The sequence below is a fragment of the Vibrio breoganii genome (assembly GCF_001677275.1).
GTDB lineage: Bacteria > Pseudomonadota > Gammaproteobacteria > Enterobacterales > Vibrionaceae > Vibrio > Vibrio breoganii.
This window is the reverse complement of the sequence record NZ_CP016178.1, coordinates 646,440-668,604: the sequence shown is the minus strand read 5'-3', so window position 1 is coordinate 668,604 and position 22,165 is coordinate 646,440. Positions and strand designations below refer to the sequence as shown.

Genomic DNA, 22,165 nt, shown 5'->3' with positions numbered 1-22,165 from the left:
TGGCGATGACAGATCAAAGCGTTGATATCAGACTGATTGAACGAAAGCTTGCGCGAGAGATGGCTTCGCGTAAGCAAGCTGAAAACTTGCTCGAACAAAAAAGTCTTGAGCTGTTTGAGGCCAACCAAAAGCTTGAACTTGCCGTAGCGCAATTGGAGAAATCTTCAGCGCAAGACATTCTAAAGCTTGAGTTCCAACAGCAAATCGACTCACTGCTCATCTACTTTGGTCGCGCCTTTCTCGACCATCATTTAGATGACGTTCTTCTATCTAATCTTGTCGGTAAGGTGTGTGATACCACGCTGGTAAGGGCGTGTTACCTTGAACTTAAACCCAATCTCAATCTTGGGTTAAAGAAACCCTTTTATGGCTCTGAGATCGAGGTCGACCCGAATAGCCTTAAGCTACAATGGCGAGGCTCACAGCTTGATATACCGCTTATCGTCAATAGAGAAAAGATTGGTTTGCTGAGTCTAAAGATCCAAGACACCGAGCAAGACAATCAATTTATTGAGCAGCCACTAAGGCTGATCGCCGACTTGCTTTGTAGAGCGGTGAACCGGCAACAAATCATCTATCGCAATATCGAATCGCGCAAAAAAGCAGAACAATCAGAGCGCGCCACTCGTGATTTCCTTGCCATGATAAACCATGAACTTCGCACGCCTCTTAACGGACTGCTGGGCAGCTCGGAGCTTCTGCAAGATACTAAATTGGATGAACATCAAAAAGAGTTGGTCGAGAACCTATCTCAATCAGGCGAGTTTTTGAGGGTGATTATTAATGATCTCCTTGATTACAGTAAGATCAATGCGGACATGTTTACCCTACTTCCTCGTAAGTTTGAGATTAAATCCTTACTTAAGACGCTTTCTAGTATTTTCAACTCTAAAGCGCGAGAAAAGTCTCTCAGCTTTATCGTCAATGTCTCCGACAAGGTGCCAAAGGCGGTTGAGGGTGATATGGAGCGCATCACGCAGATCTTCGTCAACCTTATTGGTAACGCCGTTAAGTTTACCGATGAGGGTTCAGTTACTCTAAACCTAGACTGGCACAGTGACAGTTTGCAGTTTGAAGTGATTGATACGGGTATCGGAATCAGCCCCAACGCTCAGAAAAAGCTGTTCCAGCCTTTCACTCAAGTAGACCGTTCCAGTAAACGAAACTTCGAAGGCACAGGTCTTGGACTGGCTATCTGTAACCAACTCATTCAATTGATGGGCGGCTCGATTAAGCTTGAGAGTACTATCAACGTCGGTACCACCTTTACTGGGAATATCCCCCTAAGTAAGGTCGAACAGCTCGCCAGCGCTGCCAAAGACCCTGCTAAACAACTGAACAAGTTGCTACCTAAGCACCTGTCAGTGTTGGTGGTTGATGATATTCGCATGAATCAAATCATCATCAATGAAATGCTCACTAAGCTCAATATCAAGCCTGATATTGCCAATAATGGTGTCGAGGCGGTGACTGCAGCACAGAATAAAGCGTACGACATGGTGTTGATGGATTGTCGAATGCCAGAAATGGACGGTTTTGAAGCCACCGGAAAGATTCGCGAATTAGGAATGAAAATGCCTATCATCGCGTTAACCGCCAGCACCACATTAACGGAGAGAGAACAGTGTTTTAAATCAGGTATGGATGACGTTTTAACCAAACCTTATCGGTCAGCAGACATTCAAAACATGCTCGTGAAATGGTGCCATAACTAACGCCTCATAGCATCCTCATACAGGCTCACATTGCGTGGGCCTTTTTTTTGTTATTAGTCCCTGCTTTTCTAAGAAATCCCAGTTCTCAATTTAAGAATCCTCATTTCTCATTTTGACACTCCACACTAAGCCATTGTATTTACTGTTTTTATTTTTTGGCACGGTTCCTGCTATCTACTAAGTACGCTCACTGAAGCGATTCTTAAACGGAGAGAACATCATGGAACTACGCAAAATTGAATCAAGTGAAAACCTACTTACTCTAGCGGTATTTGGCGACTTCAATGCACAAGCAAGTAAAGAAGCTCAGCTTTGTATTGATGATGTACTGACAGACGATGATCACCCTCAAATCGAGATTGATTTGGAGCATGTGGACTTCATGGATACGTCAGGCATTGGCGCCATTGTCTACCTCTACAAACGTCTAGTAGAAAGCGATCGCATCATGAGCATCAAGAACGTCCATGGGCAGCCTCAAAAAATGATGGAACTACTGCGCATTGGACAAGCGATTCCATTAACCACACAAACAGCAGAGCTTGAGCACTGATCGCTATTCACATGGAAGTGAACAGTTAATACAAGGGATTCAGGAGAGAAAAGATGAAATGGAGTAACCCACTTAAAGCAGGCACTACATTACTAGTAGCATTGGTAATGGCTGGCTGTTCAAGCTACCCAGACGAAGGCCAAGGTGGTATGGGCGAATACACTGCCATGTCTGATTTCTCTCCCGTATTTCCTGAAGAGCCACTAGGCCCAGAACACGGTCTACGATTTGATTTTCATTTAGCTCGCTTGCAGCTTGATAGCCTTATCAACCAAGGCGCTGAATGGTGTTTCCCTGCATCGGTCGTGCAGGCAGAAACCAAAGAAAAACGCATTGCACGAGAACTAGAAGGTGGTCTTCTTCTTGATGCGGCCAACGACATCGTCATTTTGAGAAAGAATCTAAACAAACTGGAGCTACAACTAGATTACGTCACTAGCGAAACAGAGTGTGTACCACCGTCGCAAAATGCATCATTTCAAAGTGATAAAGCCGTTATTACGCAGCTCGTTGACCTACTTAACGTAGACAATCAGTTTGCAGTGGGCTCTACCGAGATAAACCCAAAATACATGGGTCACCTTGCAGAGGCAGCTGGCATTTTAAAGCAGCACAAACACCTAAAACTTAGCGTTACTGGTCATGCTGATATGGCAGGAACGGCTGAGTACAACGAAAAGCTAGCAATGGGCCGTGCTAAGCAAGTTGAACGTTACCTTGTGATATTTGGTTTAGAAACGGCTCGCATACAAACCCTTTCTGTAGGTGAAACCCTACCCCTTACCGATGGCGATACACCTGCAATTCGCCTAACCAACCGTCGCGTTAGCATAGATATTGTGTCAACTAATGCGCAAGGAGGCGGCTATGAACATCTTTAAGGCTCTACTTATCCTAATGGTCAGCATCAGCTTTTCTGTATTTGCGAAACCCGTTCAGATTGGTGACCTTGTTCAGGTCAACCTTCCAGGAGAAGCGTCTCTTAACAAAGGCTTTCAGGTGGACAAATCAGGACGTATCTCACTTCCAGAGGTGGGCCCTACTTATGTAGCAGGTTACGAAGAAGACCAGCTGCAAAAAGTGGTTAAAGATGCACTAAGCAAGGTGTTTCGCGACCTGTCCAACGCCAGCATTTATGTTGCAGAGCGCCAAATTCTGCTCTCTATTCAAGGCTATGTTCGCTCACCAGGGGAATATACCCTACCTGAGTCATCAACAGTGCAAATGGCGCTGTACGCGGCAGGCGGTATTCGCCCTGGCGCTCAGCTTAATAAGCTACACATCAAGCGTGGTAGCGAGACCAAAGAATTCAACTACAAAAAATTCCTAGATTCTGGCGATGATTCTACTTTGCCAAAGCTTAAATCTCTAGACACTATCTTTGTGCCGGCCTCTCCTATGGTAGGCAATATTGAGCAAGAGTTTGACGCTGCTAAACTTGCTAATTCGGGAGACAGTGGCGATTCACGCAAAGCAATTAAGGTGTTTGGTGAAGTAAATGCTCCCGGTTCTTTTAGCTTCAAAACAGATACAGACCTTGTTGACATCATCATGCGCTCTGGTGGTGTGACTCGCTACGCAAGTGTTGAACAGATTCGAGTTATCTCGGACAACAGCCCTACTACGTTCAACCTTAAGCGCTACCTAGACAGCGGTGACGACTCAATGTTGCCCAAGCTAAACCCGGGTTCAATTGTGTTTGTTCCTAAGATGGAAGAAGAAATCAAGTCAGGCGCTAACATGGTTTATGTGATGGGCGAAGTTGCAGCTCCAGGCGCATTTGAAAGTAAACCAGGCGCTACCTTTATGGATATCCTTGCCAATGCAGGAGGTCCAACTCGCTTTGCTGAGTCTCGTCAAATTCGTCTAATCAAGGCCAACGGTCGAGTGATCAGATTTGACCTAACCGCATTTACTGAAGGTATTGGCGGCGTACGCCCACCGGCCATTGAAAACGGCGACGCTATCTTTGTTCCAGAAAAAACTGACATGAATGAAAAGTCTTGGCTGAAAGTATCACCAGATCGCGCGGTAAACATCATTGGTGAGGTAGTTCGCCCAGGACGTATCGAATGGTCTGATGAAATGGACTTGATGGACCTGCTTGCTCATGTGGGCGGCCCTACACTGCGCGCTGATACCACTACAATTGAAGTGGTAGACAGTGAACGCAAAGTACAAGTCTTTGATTTGGATGCCTATATCCGAAATGGCGCAAAGAGATCGCAGCTTCCAAATATCTCAGCTGGTTCAATTGTGCGAGTTCACGACTTGCCTCAAGACCCATCAGACAATAAATCACAGTGGGTACGTCAAAAATCAGAAGCCTCTATCTACGTGTTTGGCCAAGTCAATGCTCCCGGTCGCTACCGCTTTACCAAAGAGATGCATTTTCTAGATATTCTATCTGCAGCAGATGGTCCTACAGGCGAAGCAGACATTCACAACATTCGCATCACACATCGCGATAAAAGCTACTCTCGCGTAAGCAAGCTAAACCTTTCTCTTTACTTTGAAACAGGCGATGAGTCTTTGCTTCCTGTAGTAAGAACAGGCGATACCATCTATATCCCAGAGAAAGACAAAAACTGGCTAGACCGCTCTAAAGAATCAACCGTTCGTGTGCTCGGTGCAGTGAACAATCCCGGTCGCTACGTGTTTGATGACAACATGACCATCCTAGATTTGCTTGCTGAAGCGGGTGGTCCAAGTGAGCAAGCCTACCTTGAGAAAATCAGCGTCGTAAACATGTCTTGCTGCCAGAGCCAAGCGCGAGTCTTCGACCTTGTTGATTTCAGCAAAACGGCCAACTTCAGAAAGCTTCCAGTAATTCGCGCGGGAGACACTGTTTACATCCCTCACCAACGAGAGAGCTTGATGGAAAAAGCGCGAAATGGGCTTGATGATGTGTTGAAGATTGCCACTACCATAGTATTGATAGGAGCGTTGTAATGAGCATTAACCGTCTACACCCAGAGTTAGAGCAGACGTTCCTTAAGCTTGAGTTGGCAAAAACGCGCAGCATCTGTATCACTGGCGACAAGCCGGGTTGTGGTGTCACTCGATTTGCTTCAACACTGGCGGAGCACTACATGCTAGCGGGTTACAGAACCCTGCTGGTGGACCTAAATCTGGATAACCCAGCTTTTGAGCCTGCATTATTGCCTTGTGAAGCCAACGGGGACTGGATTTCAAACACAACTACTATGCAGTTGTTTTCCGGAATCTCGGTACCTACTACTCAATCAGAACAAATCGCCTTTCGCGATCCAAGAGCCCTAAGCCAAAAGATGGAGCATTGGCTAGCCGATTATGACCGAATCATAGTCGATGTAGGCTCCCTTAATAGTCATCAATCTGAGTTGCCAAGTGCAGTCATCGCTAATGCTTGTGAGGCCACCCTTTTGGCTGTTACAGGTGGCGCAACTAGCAAAGAAGAACTGTCAAACGCTCTTAGTTACCTGAGTGACGCCAATGCCAACGTATGCGGCATCATCATTAATCAATACTCTCAACAGACCTTATCCCAACAGCTGTTAAACATCATTAACCGACGAAAATTCATACCATCATTAGTTAAACGAGCACTTCAAAACGTCATTAAAAGCGCGCCAATACTGAATCACACCGTGTGATCACGTAAATAGTGTGAAACAAAAACTAGAAATAATGGGCGATAAAAGGAATACTAAATGTTAAGACGCTTTTTACACTCTCTTTACAAAGCCAGCCCTTTGCAACGTACAGAACAGATACAGCAAGAAAAGGAAGTCATTGTCGTGCCATCAGAACAACTTATAGATAACGCAGTTATAGAGCAGATCATTAGCGACACCAGTATCGAAATTCTTCCGTTACTTATAGACAGTTATTTGGAAGAATCGCAAGGACGCTTAGAGATCATCAACAAAGCAATAAGTGAAGAAGACTACCAAACATTAGAGTTTGAAACTCATACCTTAGCAGGTACGTCGCTTGCCATCGGCGTTGCAGCACTGGGCAAGTTGGCAAAATCGGTAGAACAGTCTTGTTTGCAACAAGATCATGCTGAGGCACTAAAAAACGGTGCCTTACTCAAAGATTTGGCAATTCAGTCACAACAAGCATTGCAAAGCCTTAAAGAAAGCCTATAAATTAATAAGTCATTGGTTTAAAAGGACGTTTCATGGAGCCAAAAGTACTACTAGTCGAGGACTCCAACTCACTAGCCATACTCTATAAGCAGTATGTAAAAGACGAACCCTATGATCTGTTTCATGTAGAGACAGGCAAGGATGCCAAACGTTTTATAGAGCACCACGCTCCGCAATTGGTCATTCTTGATCTCAAACTCCCCGACACTACCGGAGAGGAAATCCTTGATTGGATCAAGGAAAACGAAATCCCGACCTCAGTGATCATCGCCACTGCCCACGGCTCAGTAAATACTGCGGTGAGTCTGATTCAAAAAGGCGCTGATGACTTCCTAGAAAAGCCGATTACCGCAGACAGGTTAAAAACATCGGTTGCCCTGCACCTTAAGCGCACCAAATTAGAAAACTTGGTGAATAAGCTAGAGACTAAGTTTGATCGCCCTAACTTCCACGGTTTCATTGGGTCTAGCTTACCTATGCAGGCGGTCTACAAGATCATTGAATCTGCCGCCCCTACTACCGCCAGCGTATTTATCAACGGTGAGAGTGGTACAGGTAAAGAGGTGTGTGCTGAAGCGCTACACAAACAGAGTAAACGCGCAGACAAACCCTTTGTCGCCCTCAACTGTGGTGCGATTCCAAGAGATCTGATGGAAAGTGAGATTTTCGGTCACGTTAAAGGCGCATTTACCGGCGCTACCACCGACCGCAAAGGCGCGGCGATGCAGGCACACGGTGGCACCTTGTTCCTCGACGAATTGTGCGAGATGGAACTGGAGATGCAGAAAAAACTACTGCGCTTTTTACAAACCGGCTGTGTCACCCCGCTAGGGGGTAGCAAAGAATTAAAAGCGGACGTGAGAATCATCTGCGCAACCAATAAAGATCCCTTAAAAGAAATAGAAGCGGGACGATTCCGTGAGGATCTCTATTATCGAGTGCATGTTATCCCTATTGAACTGCCCGCTTTGCGCGAGCGAGACAAAGATATCGTCACTCTCGCTAAGCACTTCGTTAAACTGTACTCCAAGCAAGACGGCAAGGGCTTTACTGGATTGTCCACAGAGGTTGAGTCTATCCTCAAGGATTACCCTTGGCCTGGCAACGTTAGGCAGCTGCAAAATATTATGCGAAACGTGGTTGTACTCAACGATGGCACTAAGGTTGAAGCAAGCCAACTTCCACCACCACTTAACAGTGTCAACCCAGCTAAACCTGCTGTGGTAGCAATACCAGCAGCAGTAGCAACACTGACTCCTGCACCTGTTGCTGTACAAGCGCCACCAGCAACAAATGTCGAACCCGTAGTTAACCAGATCACCTCGCCTACTGAATCACAGCAAGCTCCAACAACAGTGAGTAGCGAATCATCGTCTACATTTGCAGTAAGGCCCATGTGGCAAGTGGAAAAAGAAACCATCCAGAACGCAATTAAGGTGTGCGACGGCAATGTCCTAAATGCCGCTGTCATGCTTGAACTCAGCCCATCGACTGTTTATCGAAAGAAACAACAGTGGGAAGCCGAAGATGACTTACAAGTCAGTGAGTGATCCCATCAACCCTCAAGAGGTATGGTTGTTATTAGACAGCCTTACCTTTGGGGGCATTGAAACCCATGTATTGGAACTGGCGCGAGGCATCGCGTTTTACAAAGTGCCCTTACGAGTCATTCTACTTACTCGCTTTAATGAACCATCGGCTATCATCGCCAAGCTTGAAAAGCACAATATCCCCTACAGTTACCTGCACACACTGCTCGATAATGAAAACCATCACTCGTTAGTTAAGCAAACCCTTGAACTGCGAAAGGCCATTGCTCAATTAAAGCCCATTGCAGTGCACGCTCATGGCTATAAAGCCAGCATTGTCAGCAAACTCGCGGTAAAAACCACCACACAACAAACCAAGCAGATCAGCACCTACCACGCAGGTGAAGTCCCCAAAGGAAAGGTTCGCCTCTACGACTGGCTTGATCGCTACAGCTCCTTACTATCCGATCAGAGCCTATGTGTGAGCCCAGAAATACAAGCCCGCCTTCCCGTTAAGAGTTTGTTTCTAAACAACTTTGTTTCCACACAAGGTTCTAAACAAAGCGAAGGTAAACAGATTGCCTTTGTGGGACGTTTGAGCGTTGAGAAAGGCCCTGACCGTTTCTTAGATCTCGCCGAGCAGCATCCCGATGAGTCTTTCTATTTGTATGGGGACGGCCCTTTAAGGGAAGGGCTCCAGGATCGCAAAGTCACTAACGCAGAGTTTTTAGGATTTCAAAAGAACATGAGCCAATGCTGGGAAAACATTGGTTTATTGGTGATATCTTCTCGCTATGAAGGACTGCCTATGACCGCGCTAGAAGCGATGGCGCGAGGTATCCCTGTGCTGACGCTCAATATCGGCGCGTTAGAAAGATTAATCGACCACGGCCATAACGGATGGATAGCCGATAGCACAGAAGAGCTTGCGCTATTACTAGACGAATGGCTTAACAGCACCGAAAGCGAACGAGAAACGCTGGCAGAAAATGCCAAAGAGACCATAGAGTCACAGTTTTCCACCGAAGCCGTAGTACCCCAGATCCTTCCTCTATACGGCGTTGTTGACTAAATCAGTTGAACCTTTTCTCAATCCTGCGATCTGATCCCATGTAGTAGAAGCATGGTGGTGTTATGGGTAAATCGAAGAAGAAGATAGCCCCCTGTGTCAGGATAGTTGTCGCCTCTGTTAGAACTTAATTATTCAGACAGGGAGCGGTAAGTTACTTTAGGTGAAGCTATATCCAGAAGATCATAAGAAAGCCATGGTTCAAAAGCTTATTGAAAGTGGTTTATCATTGAGTGAGTTTGCCCGGCAGGAACGCATCAGTGTATCTACCCTGTACGGATGGAAAAAGAAATACTCAGCAACAGGATTAAGAGTGTCAAAAGGTCATAGTTCAAATGGTTGGTCCGCAGAGCAGAAGTTTGCAGTAGTACTTGAAACTGCCGCATTATCTGAAGTCGAGTTAAGCAAATATTGTCGAGAAAAAGGGCTGTATCCAGAGCAGGTCAAGCAGTGGAAGCTTAGCTGTATTGCGGGCAATGAAAAAACGACTCAGACACCTAAGCTGCTAGCTCAAGAGCGCAAGGAAGATCGAAAGCGAATTAAGGAGCTAGAAAAGGAGCTAAAGCGCAAAGATGCTGCATTAGCTGAGACCGCGGCACTGTTGGTGCTAAGAAAAAAGCTAAATGCCTACTGGGGGGAAGACGAGGGGCATTAACCACCTTCCCAGATAGGCGATATTACATCAAGCTGATTGATGAGGCAGTAGCCTCTGGTGCCAGAAAGAAGCAGGCCTGTCAGGAGATTGGCCTGTCGCTCCGTACGCTACAACGCTGGATGAATGATGGTGAATTATCAGCGGATAGAAGACCTTTAGCTGATAGGCCAGAGCCAGCAAATAAGCTTGCAGAGGATGAACGGCAGCAGATCTTAATCGTGTGTAATGAAGGTGAATTTGCTGATTTACCACCAAGTCAGATCGTGCCCAGATTAGCTGATGATGGGATCTATCTTGCATCGGAATCAACGTTTTACCGGGTGTTGAAAGAAAACAACCAACTCACCCATCGAGGTAAAGATAAGCCGAAAGGTACACTAAAAAAACCAACCAGTCATAAGGCTACCGGGCCTAATCAGGTGTGGAGTTGGGATATTACCTACTGTCCGACGACCGTGATCGGCCAGCATTATTACCTCTACATGATTGAGGATATCTTTAGCCGAAAAATCGTTGGCTGGGAGGTTCACGAATGCGAATCGGGGGAGCATGCAGCCAACCTGTTGGAGCGAACGGTCTGGTCTGAAAAGTGCGTAGGTCAGTCGGTAGTGCTTCATTCAGATAATGGAAGCCCGATGAAGAGCCTGACGATGCTAGCCAAAATGCAAGAGTTAGGTGTTGCAGGCTCTCGCAGCCGACCACGAGTGAGCAACGACAACCCGTACTCAGAATCACTGTTCAGGACGGTGAAATACTGTAGGCGCTGGCCATCTGAAGGCTTCAAATCCTTAGAAGAGGTCCGGCAGTGGACTATGGAGTTCGTGCGTTGGTATAACACAGAACATCGACATAGCAGGATTAATTTTGTTACTCCTGAGCAAAAACATGAGGGGCAAGACACGGCGCTCCTCAAGCAGCGTGATGAGGTTTATAAATTGGCTCAGTTGAACAAGCCTGAGAGATGGTCAAAAGAGACGAGAAACTGGTCTCCGGTAACTGAGGTTGAATTAAATCCGGAGAACGAAAAACAAGCAGCTTAAGCACCGAGGCGACAACTACCTTGAAAAACGCCGATAGTGAATTGGAGTGAGTATAATGAAGCCTTGTGTAAGCGAGGCTCAGTAACGTTTTGGATTGACGACTCAGCCGTTGAAGCGTGGCAATGCAAAAGACACCATGGAAAACGTGGCAGAGGCTTTCAGTTTTCTGATACTGCTATTGAAACCGCTTTGATGGTTAAAGGGATATTCTCACTCCCGTTACGTGCGCTTCAAGGTTTTATCGACTCCATTTTTGCCTTGATGAACGTCCCTTTGCGCTCCCCAAACTACAGCAGTATTAGCAAGCGCTCAAAGACCGTTCAGGTACAATACAAGAACAAATCTAAAGGCTCAGTTCGCCATATTGCTATTGATTCAACAGGTCTGAAAGTCTTTGGTGAAGGTGAATGGAAAGTTAAAAAGCATGGAGCAGAAAAACGTCGGACTTGGCGTAAACTGCATCTGGCCGTTGATGTTGATACTCATGATGTGATTAGCGCAGAAGTCAGCCTCGTCAATGTCGGTGATAGTGAAGCTCTCCCAACATTGCTGAATCCGCTTCGTAGAAAAGTGCATTCTGTATCAGCAGATGGTGCTTACGACACGAAAAAGTGCCATGAAGTATTGCAGAATAAGGGTTGCAAACCTCTCATACCTCCTCGGAAAAATGCTGGTTATTGGGAAGAGGGACACCCTCGGAATAAAGTGGTCGATGCACTTAAAAGCGATTCGTTAGCTCAGTGGAAAACTGACTCTGGCTATCACGACCGTTCAATCTCTGAGACGGCAATGTCCCGATATAAAGGACTGACTAGCGGAACATTGAGCTTGAGATGTTATAACGCTCAAGTTGGTGAGGCGTTGGCAAATGTCAAGGCGATGAATAAAGTCCTAGGGCTAGGTATGCCCATTAGAAGCTAGCTGGCAAGTTCCGTAGGATAGCTACGTCCTTTTCCTGATTTGATCAACAACGCCCCTCTATACTCTAAACATCTCGTTCTTTCTTCGTTTGCTTCGAGATCGGTCGACGAATAAGTTAGAGAAATTGCGATTAACAAGGGCAAAATACCCCCCCGTCATTCGCATGAAAAAGGGAATCTGCTTTTCGGTTTAATGGAAAAGAGTTGGCAAGATTAAGCCCGACTATGCATGACACAAGAATAAAAGTAGTTAGCAGCCGTCAGTAACAGAACCATAAAGAGAATCTTCACCCTCAACTTTAGGGTGGTAGTAATACGCGTAGCATCTATCCGCTATTTTGAAGCCTTCTGGCCAAATGAATACCATTTTAGCGTTACTCGGAGCGGGTTTAGTCACAGCGTCAGGTAAGATGCTCTGATTGATATTATTAACGGTTTGGTTACCTACGCCACACAGCGAGTAATCAGAACACACTGAATTGAAGTTTGTATATGGAATCACTTCTCCAATATCAACCAGATAACGCCACGCGTTGTTCCAATGGCTATCAGCAAAACCGTACGCAACCGGTATTCCGTTATCCGGCGAACTAAAGCCTTTATCGTATACTTTCCCTGTTTGCCCTGTTTCATTATCAATCACAGCTTTGGCGTTCACTTGAACTCCACTAGTTTCCATAGCTGCGGAAACACCCTGAATAAAAGAAATTCTGGCATCATTTTGCAGATTCAAAAATCTTGGTGCAGCTACAACGGCGAGTACCCCTAGAATAACGAGTACAACCACTAATTCGATTAGCGTGAAGCCTTTTATTTTGACCATTCCTTGTCTCTATTAATTACTAAGCAACTTATTGATTATATTCCAATTGTCTAAGATGCACACTGGTCACTATTGCTTATTCGCTCTGAAGCTTAGTTGCTAAGTTGTTCACTTGCTAACAACGCTTTAAGTACATCCAGATCACTGAAGTCACACCAACATGAGATATGAGATGCCAAGCGTTGTCAGTCTGCTTAACTTATTTCTAAAGGATATTTCTGCGACGTGCTTCTTTTTTAAAGCTAGCTTCGCGATAAAGCCATAGAACACCGTTGCCTATCAACATTAGTAGTGTAAACAACGCAAAGTTGGAAGCTTGACTCTGGAAAAATGCAGGAACACCTTGCTCACTAACGGTAGAATATTGGAAAACAATACTAAAAACCAGATAGAAAGCTACAGCCCCAAGAGTGCTTTTAAACAGCCAACTTAAGAAACCCTGCTCTCGCTTTCTTTGCCAAATTTCAAACACTTTGTCGTTCATATAACTACCTAACTCAATTTTTCTTGTTGTTGATTTTGATACTTTGATTTTGCATGTTATCACTTTTACACGTGCAACGCCTCCCATAGACATGTCACTCAAAGTTCGCTTTTTAGCATTAAGTCTTGGACTATGATTGCTTTAGCCTAAGTGCCAATGGTTAAAAGTTTTTAACTATCAAAAAGCAACCACTTCCAATGATTTCAAAACTATTCATTCTGATTCTCAATTTGAGAATGAACATTTTGAACAACAAAAACCAAACAAAAACAGACACTTAATTTTGGCATCCTAATTGCAGTACCTCTAACAGTTTCCGTTTTAATGCTGTTAGGGAGAAAGGAATGCACCCAACGACTAACCTACTTATTGTTCACTATGGAGATGATTGGATCAGAGGCAGTGAAGCGTGTCTTTTGAATCTTCTTGATTCTCTGTCGACTATTTTCAAACCAGTGGTTTGGACTAACAATCAAGTACTGGTGCATGAACTAACAGCAAAGGGAATTGCTGTACACTCTTCAAGCTTTGAGTTGATTAACCTTCAGCAATCAGCCTTCAATGTGAAGACGTTAGTAACGCTGTATAAAACGGCGTCAGCAATCATTTCCGAGCACAACATTCACCTTATCCATGTTAATAGCGGCGCACCGTGTCAGTGGATGACCTTGGCAGCAAAAGCAAAACGCATTCCAATGCTTTGCCAACTCCACAGTCCTTACAACCTGCATGACCGCTTCACACTTGCTCTTCATTCAGCCCAGCGTTTAGTGGCAGTGAGCCATGCTGTTGCTAAGCCAATGCTTGATGAAGGCTATCCAAAACAACACCTTGCCGTTGTTCATAACGGCATCCCGAATATCGTTCTAAGCCAACCGCTAGATGTAAGAGAACGCCTAAATATTCCGACAAGTGCAAAGGTGCTTGTCAGCGTCGGTTCTCTTATTACACGCAAAGGCTTCGATAAACTCATTCAGGCCCTTGCTCGCTTAAACAGTAGCCAGGATCAGCATCACCTCATCATTATTGGAGAAGGGAGCGAGCGTCTGAATCTAATTAAGCAAATCCATTCACTGAATCTAGACTCTAGAGTTCATCTCGTCGGAGAGCAATCTAACGTCAGCGCATGGCTTGCAGGCGGTTGCGACCTGTTTGTCAGCGGCGCAAGAAGCGAAGCCTTTGGCTTGGTGTTAGTAGAAGCATCATTGGCGGGGCTTGCGGTTGTTGCCCCAAATGTTGGAGGCATAAGCGAGGTCATTGAACACGAATCCACTGGCCTGTTATATGAAAATGGTGATAACGAGATAGATTCCATTGTTGGTGCAGTAAACCAACTCATACAGTGCCCAGAGACTTGCAAAGTGATGGCAAGCCGAGGAAAACAGGTTGCCAAAGAATGCTTCTCTCTAGAAGGAAACACCTCTCAAATGGAGGCAATCTATAACCAGTTGCTAGAGGATGGGTCAAACCAATCTTGGGGTGCATGGTTTAGCTCCCTACTGCGCCCATTTACCACCTTCTTTAGAACGCGTTTCTTGGCAGAGAACAAAGCAGTAAGGGGCGCACATGAAGCCTAATCATTGCATCATATTTGACCCTATTCCATATCATGGAGGGTCGAAAGTCGCTACTCAGCTCGCTATACAGCAAGTTAACGACGGGACAATGTTTCATGTGCTTAGCGCTTCACCGATGAGTTGGAATCAAGGCCAAAGCAATAAGGTCAGTGTCACTACCTTAGCCATACCTAAATGCCTTGCGATCCAAACCCAAGGACTTGGCTACTGGGCAAAGCAAGCTTATCTAATGTTTTGTCTAACCATGTTTACAGCGTGGGTGGTGATTACCAAATTCAAAAAACCAAACACTCTAGTTATGGCATCGGGACCAGGCGTGGATTTTGCGGGCTACGCTGTCTCTAAACTAATGCAAATTCCCCTGCTTCAGCTTATTCACGGCCCTGTGGGAAAAAGTAGCGCTGCAAAATGGTGTCTCAACCAAGGGCATCCGACCTTCTATTTGCAATCAGCTGAGCCAAGTTTGCTTTTGTGTATGGATAGCGAATCACTTCCTGCAAACTTTACGACCTTCACCAATGGTTTGGACGAAAATGATTACCCAACACCCCATTCGTTTTCCAGCAATGGCATTACAAGCTTCTACTGGGCAGCCTCGCTTTTAAAATGGAAGGGGCTGGACATCCTTAAACATGCCATCGAACTGACAGAACCCAGTTCACAGCTCACAACCAACATCTGCTACATCAAGCCTCAGAACTCAAATGCGGAGCAGTCATTAGTTGATGCCACTATCCCTAACACTTGCTGGTATAACGAGCCCAACAACCTTGATGAAATCAGAGCTAAATCAGACATTTATATTTCCACCAGCACAAATGAGCCCTTTGGCTTATCTACCCTAGAAGCCCTTGCGGCGGGACTTATCGTGGTCATTCCTAGAGATAATGCATTCTGGGATAAGAAGTTACAGCATAACGTAAATTGCATTAAATACTCCGAAAATGACGCCCAAAGCCTAAGCCAAGCCATGGCTCGCATTGCTAAAAACCCAGAACAATACCAAGGCATTGCGAAACAAGGACAAAAGGTCGCAACGCAATACCTAGCAAGTAACACCTACCGCGATATTGCATGGGCAATCGAGACAAAAAGCTCTCAAAAGCAGCCTCTAGTCGGTGGATCTGAAATCAAATCGGGAGAACAGTGATGAGACTCCCTACCGTATCGGACGCGCAGAAACAGATGCTCGGCTATGCGTTCGCTCTGTTTTTCATGAAGGGGCTGTCCCTTATCATGTTGCCAATCACAACCCGCTTTTTATCGCCGGCTCAAATAGGCGAATTAGAGCTGCTCGCTGTTACTGCATCCTTCATTGGTATTTTACTGTCCGCTAGCCTGCACGAAGCCTTGTATCGATACTGCGCAGAACAAACCACTAAAAAACAAAAACTTACAACGGCATGCAACCTATTTACCCTAACCTTGTTAATCTCCATCTCATTCGCTTGCATTGGCTTACTGGTGACCCTGTCACTTGATTGGTCCGAAACATGGGCCCTTTCAAGACAAGCTGTGTTAGTGCTTTGGGTGTCACTGACCATTGAAGGCGCAATTGCCATATCGCTAGCTTGGTTAAGAATGCTCGATAAAGTAAAGGCGTTTTGCCGCATCTGCATCATCACCAGCCTGCTTCAAGTAGTGCTTGTATTAACATCGTTGCAATTAAGCTATGGCGTCATAGGGGTGCTTGTCGCTGGTTTCATTGCTCATTTCGTCCAGTTCACAATGCTTATCCTTGCAAGCAAACTCACCGTTACTCTTCCTAGCATGCAATTTATCAACACTACCCTTCGTTATTCATTGCCTCTAATGCTGTCCGGTTTAGTTGCGTTTGGACTCAATGGCGCTGAGCGCTGGTTGATGCTTGAGGGTGAGTCTCTCGCCATGGTGGGTCAATATGCGGTGGCCGCTAAGTTTGCTCTAGCGATGTGCGTTCTTGTTCAGCCCTTTGGTATGTGGTGGATGCCTAAGCGCTTTATTGTTGCAAACAGCAATCCTTTAAAAGCGGCTAGAACTACAGAGCTTGGCATCATATATGTGTGTCTTCTGGCGCTGTTCATCGCTCTATTTGGACAATGGCTGTTGGCGTTCGCCTTGACTGAAGATTACGCCATTGCAGGACAGTTACTAGTAGGTGCTCTATTCATGGTATTGGGCAAGGAATTCGCTGAACTTGTTAACCTTGGACTACTTCAAAACAAACAAACGAAGACAATCTTAAACGTTAACCTTTGCACTACTGTATTGACCTTACTCTGGTGCGGATTTACCTATCATTGGGGTATCTGGTCAATAATGCTGAGTATCGGGATCGCACAGTTAATTCGTGCGCTCATCCTTTATAAGCTTTCACAGCGCCACCATGCTCTTCCATATCGTAGCTTGAGATTGATCTTGTACCCGTTGATTACGCTTGCTGGACTAGCCGTTATTCAGTTGGGCTCAAACATTCAAGGTATTGGCTCGCTCGTTTGTTCAGCCCTGCTATTACTTGCGACCTACACAATTGTGCTACCACAGCATACTCAAGCTAGAAAGGTAGGTGCGTAATGACACCTTCAATCAACCATTCCGCTAACTCAATGACTGCGCCTAGTGTTATTGCAACAGTCGCCGTTACCCTGACCATCGCCTTGATTTGGTGGAAGGTTCCCCATCCAGCCGTTGGTCTAGCCCTATGTCTACTGCCCGTTGCCGTGCTAGTGGTGGTGAAACACTTGTTCTGGTTCGTAACCCTGTTTGTTGTGTTTTCTTTTTTCAGAATCCACGAAGTCATCCCAGCGCTCATGCCATTTAAAATCCCTCTATTATTGTCTCTTGGCGCCTTAGCCTCGTTATGCTGGCACTCTTTAATAAGCAGACAACTTAAAGTCTACTGGCACCCTTCTATGAAATGGCTAGTGATATTTTGGGTTTTGGTTGCCATTGGGTTAGCGTTCGCGACCAATCGCGGTGAAGCGTTATCAACCTTTAAAGGGATCTACTGGAAAATCATGTTGATGACCTTGGCCATCATTTGGATTATCAACACTAAAGAACAGCTGTCTAAGATATGTTGGACCATAGTCGCTGCAGGCTGTCTGGTGGCCTGCGTCGCTTTGTTTAATTCTGTTAACGGCATTGGGTTGGTTGAAGGCTCTCGAGTGACAATAGGACGCCAAATTGGGTCTATGCTCGGCGACCCCAATGACTTGGCACTCGTACTGCTGTTTCCGTTGGCGTTTTCTGCGAGTTTTTTCTTTAATAGTCGTCTATCAAGGATCAGTCGCTTAATGGGATTCACCGTTCTCGCTCTACTCTCGATGGCCATTATTGCGACGCAGAGTCGTGGCGGCCTACTCGGCATGGTAGCGGTATACGCTGTGTATATAAACCAAGCAGTTCGTTCTAAAGTATTACTTGTAAGTCTTGGAACCGTTGGATTAGCCGTACTTTACTTAGCTGCCGGGATCTCGGAACGTGCCTCAGGTGGCGCGGCTGAAGCAGGGATAGATTCTTCCTCTATGGGACGCCTATATGCATGGGAAGCAGCGGCAAAGATGGCTGTCGAGAATCCTTTCACTGGTGTCGGAATCAATAACTTTTACTCCAACTACTACTTTTACAGCTCTCACTGGGATGGATTAAACCACGCCGTACACAGTACATGGTTTGGCGTTTTAGCTGAAACAGGGTTCCTAGGTCTAATTGTCTTTATCACTTTGATTGTCTCTTTGCTTCGCACAGCTAAGCAATCTCTTAATTGCATCAAAGCATCAGCAACCTCATCACCCTATCTAGAAAGCTGTGCAAACGCTGTCTACGCCGGTCTTATTGGTACTATCGTATCGGGCACCTTTCTTACCCAGGCTTTCGTTTGGCCAATCTACATACTGGCTGCACTGATTATTTGCGTCTCGAGTATTGTTCAAAACGATTCTCAAATTGAGAAAGCACAATAGCCCTCACCTAACCAACTGTTTTTATTGACTTATATTTTTGGCACGTTCTATGTATTACCCATATAGGGAAAGTGATATCGGTAATGCACAAAGGAACATTGCTATGAACGTATTAGATGCCAATCAGCTAAAACAAAAACTAAAAACCAGCCAAAGCCCTCTGGGGAAAAAGCTCTTCTCACTGGCCAAAGCCATACGTGTTTGCGATATCCGCTATCCAATGCTGCTAAATAAATTCCTATATACCTCGCACGTTGGCTTTAGAAACGGCGTTAACTTCATCCTTCGCGTACTGGTTGAAACACCCGCTTTTCGAGGTCGCTGTCAACGATCAGGAAAAGCACTTTACCTGTATGGAGGCGTTCCTTTTGTGTCAGGGCCGCTTGCTATCACCCTTGGAGACCATTGCCGTATTTCAGGGCAAACCACCTTCAGTGCTAGCGCTCATACGAGCAACCCTTCCCTCACAATCGGCTCAAATGTTGGCATAGGATGGCAAACCACCATCGCCGTTGGTACAAAAATGGTCATTGAAGATAACGTGCGTATTGCAGGCAAGGCCAACCTGTTTGGTTATTCTGGCCACCCATTAGATTCAAGAAGAAGAGCAAAAGGCGAGCCGGATGATATTAGCCAGATTGGCGACATTGTATTAAAGCGAGACTGCTGGTTAGGCACTAACTGTATTGTAAAAGCAGGCGTTACTATCGGCCAAGGCGCCGTTATCGCTTCGGGTAGTGTCGTGACAGAAGACATTCCCCCATTTGTTATCGCCGCAGGCGTTCCCGCGAAGGTGATTAAGTACATATCCCAAGAAACACATTGTGAGCAAGGAGGCGAGCATGCGTGATCTCATTGTTTTTGGTGAAGACTTTGGCGGTCTTCCTTCTAGCACCCAACACATAATTACTCGCTTGAATCCGCAACGTCGCATTCTTTGGGTTAACTCCATTGGTTTGCGCAGACCTCGCTTATCCGCAAGCGACATGAAGCGCGCATACCACAAGCTGTTTTCCAAAAACACTGACAAAGCGTCAATGGCGACCAAGGTGCAAAGTATCCCGAGTAATATGGAAGTAATAAGCCTAAAAACCTTACCTGCACCTAAGTTTGCGTGGGAACGAAAACTCGCAAAAAGCTGGATGGCGTCTCAATTAGCGCCAACACTAGAACGCCTCGAGTTTAACAACCCAATTTTGTGGACCTCATTGCCAACAGCCGCCGACTTATGTGGTCACATCAATGAATCATCGGTGGTCTACTATTGCGGTGATGACTTTGGCGCACTGGCAGGTGTTGACCATAAAACGGTGATCCAACATGAGAACAAGCTTACCGATAAGGCGAATCTTATTCTAACGGCCAGCGAAGCAATGCAACAACGCTTCCCTGCCTGTAAAACACAATTACTACGACACGGTGTTGATTACGAACGTTTTTCAACTCCAGTTCCTCGAGCAAAAGATCTCCCCAATGGCAAACCCATCGCAGGATTTTATGGCAGCCTTTCCAACTGGCTCGACTACAACCTAATAAACCAAACCGCAAAAGCGATGCCTGATTGGGATTTCGTATTTATTGGCCGTAATGAGTTGGGACACAACCCATTTGCGGATCTCGATAACATTCATCTGCTTGGTCCGCGTGCTCACCACGAACTTCCGAGTTATTGCCAGCATTGGAACGTCAGCCTTTTGCCCTTTATTCTCAACGAGCAAATCAAAGCCTGCAGTCCGTTAAAGCTAATGGAATACGTAGCATGCGGAACCCCTGTTATCACCACACGTTTCCCTGCACTAAAACCGTTTGAAGACCAAGTTAATGTGGTCAATGACAGCAAGCAACTCATTGATTGCTTGAGTCGCCATCAGAGACTCACCCCTTGTCAGAGTCATAGCGTTGAGAACGAAAGTTGGCAGCAACGCTCTCAGTTTGTTGACTGGTTATTGGAGTTATTATGATTGAGCTTAAACTGCGCATAGCTGGATTAATAGTGAGTACCTGGCGCCGTCGTTGGGTAATATTACTACCTGCTTTGATCCTCCCTTTAGTGGCTATCGGGGTATCCAAGCTCGCCCCTACAAACTACAAAGCGCATACCAGTATGCTCATTCAAGAAACGGCTAAAATGAATCCATTTCTTCAAGATCTTGCCGTATCTACAATGCTTAACGACCGCTTAAACGCGGTAAAAACATTGCTTAAAAGTCGTCATGTCCTTTCCACCGTTGCACTAGAACTTGGACTTATTAACGAAAACAGTTCTAACTATGAAAAAGACCAAGTAATGGCAAGAATAGCAGCAAACCTTAACGTGGTTCAGCAAGGGAAAGATCTTCTAAAGATCGAGTACTCAGCCCCTTCTCCTTATGGGATGAAAGAACTGCTAGAGTCTGTGAGCCGTCACTTTATTGAGCAGTTGTTAGCCCCCGAGCGCTCTTCAATTCGCGACTCTAGCACCTTTTTAAACGAACATATTGAAAAGCGCTTTTCAGACTTGCAAATGGCGGAGCAAAAGCTTGCTGACTACACCAATGTCCACTCTTCATTAACCCCGGAGATCCGCTCGCAAAGCTACGCTCGTATTGCAGTGTTAAAACAAAGCCTGGCTGAAAAAGAGGCCGAGCTGTTTGGTGTGGAACGAAGCCTTGGCTCTTTGGATCAACAGCTATCTAGCACCAACCCCGTTGTCGGCCGTATTGAAGACAAGATCATTGAGATCCGCAGTGACTTAACCCTTTTACAAGCTCGATACACTGAGAATCACAGCTCAGTACAAGCAAAGAAAAGAGAGCTAAAGCGTTTAGAGCACGAGCGTGAGGTACTTCTCAATTCAAACCAACCCACACTGAATACCGACCAACTTCGCAATATGGCTAGCAGTCAGAACCTAAACAACCTAACGACTATTCAGCCACTACTAATGAGCCAGTTACAAAACCTACAACAAGTGCAAAGTCGCTTTGAGGCGCTCACTGAAGAGACGGCTCGATTAACCATTATGATTGCGGAGCTAGAACAGAAAACCCAAGGCTATGGTGACAACGTCAAAGAGATCTTTAGCCTGCAACGAGATGTAGAGATGAAACGTCAGTTGTACGAAGAACTTGTGCAGCGTTATGAAATGGCACAGTTAACAGGCGCTTTAGGTGTCTTTGAAGAGAACAAACGAGTGAAGATCATTGATTTGCCATTTACACCAAGCTCTCCCTCAAACTGGCCGACCATATTTTATGTAATATTGGGATTAATTGGAGGATTAGGGTTAGGAGTGGGTCTTGCCGTTGTTTTGGAGTTGTTCGATACCACCTTACGAAACAAAGCCGATGTAGAGTCTATGACCTCCATTCCTGTCATTGCTATTGCACCGCAACACGGATAAATACACGTAATCTGACAGACATAAAAAAGGACAAACCGAGGTTTGTCCTTTTAGTTTAAGCCATTAACGTTGTTATTTGTTTATTAGTCTAGCTCACATTGCACATATAGCACTTCTGTTTCTGCTTTATTTAGCTTACTCGCAATAGCGGCGCCTGCTTTATTGCATTCTTCTAACGACTTAAATTGAGTATTTACATCAAGCTCTGCCGTGCTTTGTGCACCGCCCATCATCAAGCTAAGGATTAGTGTCAGTTCGTACATAGGTTTGCCTCATTGTCAGTGAGCAAAGGCGTCCATTATGAAGAATTAAGATTATTAGATTCAATCCTAAGCACTTTG

20 protein-coding genes are annotated in these 22,165 nt (G+C 45.5%); 17 read left to right on the top strand and 3 right to left on the bottom strand.

The window, feature by feature from the left end; translation table 11 throughout:
• Nucleotides 1-5: 5 nt before the first annotated feature.
• The 10 genes from A6E01_RS15960 (at nucleotide 6) to A6E01_RS15910 (ending at nucleotide 11,615) form a co-directional block, all read left to right on the top strand.
• Nucleotides 6-1,715: an ATP-binding protein gene (locus tag A6E01_RS15960; RefSeq protein ID WP_017032226.1), complete on the top strand. Its 1,710-nt coding sequence runs from the start codon at nucleotides 6-8 to the stop codon at nucleotides 1,713-1,715.
• Between the two features lie 220 nt (nucleotides 1,716-1,935).
• Complete coding sequence (locus A6E01_RS15955) at nucleotides 1,936-2,268, top strand: STAS domain-containing protein (RefSeq protein ID WP_017028183.1); 333 nt, start codon at nucleotides 1,936-1,938, stop codon at nucleotides 2,266-2,268.
• 53 nt (nucleotides 2,269-2,321) lie between these two features.
• Nucleotides 2,322-3,149 carry an OmpA family protein gene (locus tag A6E01_RS15950; protein ID WP_065210700.1) on the top strand — a complete coding sequence of 276 codons (828 nt, stop codon included), beginning with the start codon at nucleotides 2,322-2,324 and terminating at the stop codon, nucleotides 3,147-3,149.
• Nucleotides 3,136-5,220 carry an SLBB domain-containing protein gene (locus A6E01_RS15945; protein ID WP_017028181.1) on the top strand — a complete coding sequence of 695 codons (2,085 nt, stop codon included), beginning with the start codon at nucleotides 3,136-3,138 and terminating at the stop codon, nucleotides 5,218-5,220. The genes A6E01_RS15950 and A6E01_RS15945 overlap by 14 nt, the downstream gene beginning before the upstream one ends.
• Nucleotides 5,220-5,903, top strand: coding sequence for a P-loop NTPase family protein (locus tag A6E01_RS15940; RefSeq protein ID WP_065210699.1), 684 nt, complete (start codon nucleotides 5,220-5,222; stop codon nucleotides 5,901-5,903). Before A6E01_RS15945 ends, A6E01_RS15940 begins: the two co-directional genes overlap by 1 nt.
• 57 nt (nucleotides 5,904-5,960) lie before the next feature.
• Entirely contained in the window at nucleotides 5,961-6,401 is a 441-nt protein-coding gene (locus A6E01_RS15935; RefSeq protein WP_065210698.1) for an Hpt domain-containing protein, read from the top strand.
• Nucleotides 6,402-6,433: 32 nt separating this feature from the next.
• Nucleotides 6,434-7,951 carry a sigma-54-dependent transcriptional regulator gene (locus tag A6E01_RS15930; protein WP_065210697.1) on the top strand — a complete coding sequence of 506 codons (1,518 nt, stop codon included), beginning with the start codon at nucleotides 6,434-6,436 and terminating at the stop codon, nucleotides 7,949-7,951.
• Nucleotides 7,929-9,002 carry a glycosyltransferase family 4 protein gene (locus tag A6E01_RS15925; protein ID WP_065210696.1) on the top strand — a complete coding sequence of 358 codons (1,074 nt, stop codon included), beginning with the start codon at nucleotides 7,929-7,931 and terminating at the stop codon, nucleotides 9,000-9,002. The genes A6E01_RS15930 and A6E01_RS15925 overlap by 23 nt, the downstream gene beginning before the upstream one ends.
• A 160-nt stretch (nucleotides 9,003-9,162) precedes the next feature.
• A protein-coding gene (locus tag A6E01_RS21010) for an IS3 family transposase (RefSeq protein WP_371955530.1) occupies nucleotides 9,163-10,694 on the top strand; the annotation gives its coding sequence in 2 pieces (ribosomal slippage) (nucleotides 9,163-9,625 and nucleotides 9,625-10,694; 1,533 coding nt in all).
• Nucleotides 10,695-10,727: 33 nt separating this feature from the next.
• Entirely contained in the window at nucleotides 10,728-11,615 is an 888-nt protein-coding gene (locus A6E01_RS15910; protein ID WP_065210695.1) for an IS5 family transposase, read from the top strand.
• 249 nt (nucleotides 11,616-11,864) lie between these two features.
• On the opposite strand, the gene A6E01_RS15905 is transcribed toward A6E01_RS15910, so the two are convergent.
• The gene (locus A6E01_RS15905) at nucleotides 11,865-12,437 is read right to left on the bottom strand and encodes a prepilin-type N-terminal cleavage/methylation domain-containing protein (RefSeq protein ID WP_017028176.1); all 573 of its coding nucleotides are present in this window, start codon (nucleotides 12,435-12,437) and stop codon (nucleotides 11,865-11,867) included.
• A 205-nt stretch (nucleotides 12,438-12,642) separates the two neighbouring features.
• A complete protein-coding gene (locus tag A6E01_RS15900; RefSeq protein ID WP_237334548.1) occupies nucleotides 12,643-13,008 on the bottom strand; it encodes a hypothetical protein in 366 nt (121 codons plus the stop codon).
• 257 nt (nucleotides 13,009-13,265) lie between these two features.
• Here A6E01_RS15900 and A6E01_RS15895 point away from each other — a divergent pair, with 257 nt between their 5' ends.
• The 7 genes from A6E01_RS15895 to A6E01_RS15865 all read left to right on the top strand — a co-directional run bounded on the left by A6E01_RS15895 (nucleotide 13,266) and on the right by A6E01_RS15865 (nucleotide 21,824).
• Nucleotides 13,266-14,498: a glycosyltransferase gene (locus A6E01_RS15895; RefSeq protein WP_065210694.1), complete on the top strand. Its 1,233-nt coding sequence runs from the start codon at nucleotides 13,266-13,268 to the stop codon at nucleotides 14,496-14,498.
• Complete coding sequence (locus A6E01_RS15890; protein WP_065210693.1) at nucleotides 14,488-15,648, top strand: glycosyltransferase; 1,161 nt, start codon at nucleotides 14,488-14,490, stop codon at nucleotides 15,646-15,648. Before A6E01_RS15895 ends, A6E01_RS15890 begins: the two co-directional genes overlap by 11 nt.
• Nucleotides 15,648-17,051, top strand: a complete 1,404-nt coding sequence (locus A6E01_RS15885) for a lipopolysaccharide biosynthesis protein (RefSeq protein ID WP_065210692.1) — start codon at nucleotides 15,648-15,650, stop codon at nucleotides 17,049-17,051. The genes A6E01_RS15890 and A6E01_RS15885 overlap by 1 nt, the downstream gene beginning before the upstream one ends.
• Nucleotides 17,051-18,442, top strand: a complete 1,392-nt coding sequence (locus A6E01_RS15880) for an O-antigen ligase family protein (protein WP_065210691.1) — start codon at nucleotides 17,051-17,053, stop codon at nucleotides 18,440-18,442. Before A6E01_RS15885 ends, A6E01_RS15880 begins: the two co-directional genes overlap by 1 nt.
• 103 nt (nucleotides 18,443-18,545) lie before the next feature.
• Nucleotides 18,546-19,292 (top strand): acyltransferase, encoded by a 747-nt coding sequence (locus A6E01_RS15875; RefSeq protein ID WP_065210690.1) that lies wholly within the window; start codon nucleotides 18,546-18,548, stop codon nucleotides 19,290-19,292.
• A complete protein-coding gene (locus tag A6E01_RS15870; protein ID WP_065210689.1) occupies nucleotides 19,285-20,403 on the top strand; it encodes a glycosyltransferase in 1,119 nt (372 codons plus the stop codon). The genes A6E01_RS15875 and A6E01_RS15870 overlap by 8 nt, the downstream gene beginning before the upstream one ends.
• The gene (locus tag A6E01_RS15865; protein WP_017028168.1) at nucleotides 20,400-21,824 is read left to right on the top strand and encodes a GNVR domain-containing protein; all 1,425 of its coding nucleotides are present in this window, start codon (nucleotides 20,400-20,402) and stop codon (nucleotides 21,822-21,824) included. The genes A6E01_RS15870 and A6E01_RS15865 overlap by 4 nt, the downstream gene beginning before the upstream one ends.
• 83 nt (nucleotides 21,825-21,907) lie before the next feature.
• Here the strand turns inward: A6E01_RS15865 and A6E01_RS15860 are convergent, their stop codons facing one another.
• On the bottom strand, nucleotides 21,908-22,087 hold the full coding sequence (locus A6E01_RS15860) for a hypothetical protein (RefSeq protein WP_017028167.1): 180 nt from the start codon (nucleotides 22,085-22,087) through the stop codon (nucleotides 21,908-21,910).
• Nucleotides 22,088-22,165: the final 78 nt, after the last annotated feature.